The organism is Photorhabdus sp. S10-54 (assembly GCF_963878145.1).
GTDB lineage: Bacteria > Pseudomonadota > Gammaproteobacteria > Enterobacterales > Enterobacteriaceae > Photorhabdus > Photorhabdus kayaii.
Window position 1 is genome coordinate 1 of the sequence record NZ_CAWNXG010000102.1, and the last position, 3,568, is coordinate 3,568.

Annotated in this window: 2 protein-coding genes; both read left to right on the forward strand. The window is 56.6% G+C overall.

Annotation, left to right across the window (positions count from 1 at the left end):
• A partial coding sequence (locus AACQ83_RS23600) for a ShlB/FhaC/HecB family hemolysin secretion/activation protein (protein ID WP_146748310.1) occupies positions 1-1,220 on the forward strand: 1,220 nt, incomplete at its 5' end.
• 48 nt (positions 1,221-1,268) lie between these two features.
• A partial coding sequence (locus AACQ83_RS23605; RefSeq protein WP_146747945.1) for a two-partner secretion domain-containing protein occupies positions 1,269-3,568 on the forward strand: 2,300 nt, incomplete at its 3' end.

Below are 3,568 nucleotides of genomic sequence, written 5' to 3' on the forward strand. Positions count from 1 at the left end.
ATATCCGCTATACCCCTGACAGCGGGAAATATATCCAGCGGATAACCCCCTTTCCCGCGCGTGAAGGAAAATTGCTGGATTTACGGGACATTGAGCAGGGACTGGAAAACTTGCAACGTTTCCCGACGGTTCAGGCGGAGATGAACATTGTCCCGGCAGAACAACCGGGGGAGAGTGATATTGTGCTGGACTGGCGTCAGTCACGGCACTGGCGAGTCGCCACGTATCTGGATGATACCGGGTCCAAAAGCACCGGCCGTTATCAGGGCGGATTAACCTTTTTTCTGGATAACCCGCTGGCGTTAAGCGACCTGTTCTATCTCTCCGGTGGGCGCGATATTCATGCGTCTGCCGGGAAAGGCAGCCAAAACGACACGCTCTATTACTCGCTGCCCTTCGGCTACTGGATGGCGAGCGTGACCGCCAGTCATTACGATTATATTCAAACAATCGCCGGGCTGAATCAGGCGATTCAATACCGGGGCAAAAGCCAAAACCTGGCGATCCAGATCAGTCGGGTGCTACACCGCAACGCCGACCAGAAAACCCTGCTCAACGGTGAAATTTATCGCCGGGCGTCCCGTAATTTTATTGACAACACTGAAATCGATGTTCAGCGCCGGGAAACCGCAGGCTGGAAGCTGGGGCTGTCCCATCATCACACTATCGGCAACGCCACTCTCGATACCCGGGTGACTTACCAACAGGGCATGCGCTGGTTTGGCGCGCAACCGGCGCCGGAAGAGTATCGCAATGAAGGGACCGCCTTACCTAAAATCACCCAATTCTCGGCGACGCTGGCCGGGCCGGTAACGCTGTTTTCTCAACCCTTCTCTTATCAAACCCAGTATCTGCGCCAGATAAGCGCCAGCCCATTGACGCCCCAGGATCGCTTTTCAATTGGCGGCCGCTGGACGGTACGCGGCTTTGATGGCGAGTTGACGTTATCCGCTGATCGGGGTTGGTACAGCCGGAACGAACTGGACTGGCAAACCCCGTTGCGCGGGCAATCGCTGTATCTGGGGATCGACTATGGCGAAGTGGGCGGACGGGGCAGTGACGCGCTGCTCGGAAAACACCTGGCGGGAAGTGCCCTGGGCTGGCGAGGCAACCTGAAAGGGGTGAGCTACGACCTGTTTGTCGGCATCCCGCTGTCCAAACCCGCCGGTTTCCAAACCTCCCCGGTCACGGCCGGATTCAACCTGTATTGGCAGTATTAATTCAAATAGCAAAACTGCCAGAGGGTAGTGTTGTGTGGAGCAAAAATTATGAACACGCAGTTATATCGTATTATCTTTAATCAGGCCCGTCAGATGTGGATGGTGGTGGCCGAGATAGTGTGTGCCGGACAGGGACGAACCGGACGTCGTACTCGTCGCCCCTCTTCACCGCAACGTTGTTGTCGGCTTACTGCGCTACGGTTTGGGGTGTTATTCGCCCTTGGCGGGATTTCACTCACCGCACAGGCGGCGATTGTGGCCGATGGACAGGTGCCGGGACGTCAGCAGCCGACCATCATTCGCAGCGCCAACGGCACGCCGCAGGTGAATATCCAGACGCCCGGCTCTGATGGCGTTTCTCACAACAGCTACCGTCAGTTTGATGTGGATAAACAAGGGGTTATCCTTAATAACAGCCATCAGGCCACGCAGACGCAACTCGGTGGTATGGTGGCGGGTAATCCGTGGTTAGCCAAAGGGGACGCCAGCGTTATCCTCAATGAAGTCAACAGCCACGACCGCAGTCACCTCAACGGCTGGATTGAAGTAGCCGGGCATAAAGCCGAGGTGATTATTGCCAACCCGGCCGGTATTACTTGTAACGGTTGCGGGTTTATTAACGCGCATCGCACCACGCTCACCACTGGACAAGCCCTGATGGAGCGGGGCCGATTGAAAGGGTTTGATGTCAATCAGGGGGAAGTGCGGATTGACGGGCACGGCATGGACAGCACCCAGCAAAGTTACACCGATATTATCGCCCGTTCGGTGGCGATTAACGCCAAATTACACGCGCAAGACCTGAAAGTGACCACCGGGCGCAATCGGGTGGATGCGGCACACCAGAAGATTGAGAAAAAATCCGCTGAGGCCACTGACCAGCCGGAGTTTGCGTTGGATGTGGCGGCACTGGGCGGCATGTATGCCCATAAAATTAGGCTAATAGGCACCGAAACGGGGGTGGGCGTCCATAATGCCGGCAATATCGGGGCCTCAGCCGGGGACGTGCATATTACCGCCGATGGCTGGATAGAAAATCGCGGCACCATCAGCAGCCGTGACGGGCTGCAATTAACGTCGTCTGCCGATGTCACTAACGCGGGCAAATTGCTGTCACAATCAACGGTGAATTTACAAGCTAAAGGGGCGTTAAAGAATCAAGGCCGGGTGGAAGCCCGCGGCGATACCACGGTCACCGCAGGCACAATATACAGCAGCCATGACAGCGTCTGGGCGGCAGGACTGGATGATAAGGGCAACACCACCCGCCCCGGTTCACTGACCCTGACGGCGCAGCACGTTCAGGCCAATGGCAAAAATCTGGCGACCGACACGCTGGCGATCCACAGTCAACAGATTGACCTGAGTAACAGCCAGACCGCAGCTAGCCAGATTCAACTCACCGCCAGTCAATTGGGGATAAGTACTGCTCGCGCCACCGTCAACGCTGACCGTTTTAGCGCGAAAACCCCCGGCCAGTTTAATAACGACGGCGGGCAATTGGTGGCACAGGAAATCCACCTCACGACGCCGGATATCTCCAACCAGCAGGGGAAAATTAATCAAACCGGGACCGGTGAATGGCGGCTGAATACCCACACGCTGAATAACGGTGGCGGGACCCTGTTCAGTCAGGGCAAACAGCTCACGATAACCACGGACACGCTCGACAACCGTCAGGGCAATATTGCCAGTCACGGCGAAGACCTGCATCTCACTGCGCATCACGCAGATAACTCTCAGGGCACAGTGCAACTGGCGGGCAACGGGAAACTGTCGCTCAACAGCCAACGCTGGCTGGGTGATAAGGGCAAACTACTCACCAATGGCGCCCTGACAATACAAGCCGATGAACTACAACTGAATCAGGCCGAGACCCGCGCCGGGCAGATTACCGTCAATGCCGACACCCTGAGCCATCAAGGGGGTGTGATGCAACAACAGGGTAAAGACGCGCTGTCCCTTACCACCCGGCTGCTGGATAACCAGCACGGCACCCTGGCCGGTAACGGTAACCTGAACCTTAAGGCAACCACGGTCGATAATCGTCATGGCAACCTCGTAGCCGCCGACAAGGGCTCGCTGACACTGACGGTCAAAGACACCTTGGACAATCAGTCGGGCCGACTGGAAGCGGGCAATGCACTCCAGCTTAGCGCCACTCAACTGGATAATCGCCGGGGGAGTATTGTTGCCGCTGGAGAAAACGCTACCCTGACCGTTGGCAAAGCCATTCAGAATGCCCACGGTCATCTTGAAGCCAAAACCCGACTGACTACAACCAGCCAGACACTGGATAACACGCAGGGGGTGTTGCTGGCGCAGCATATCAACAGCCAGACCACCGG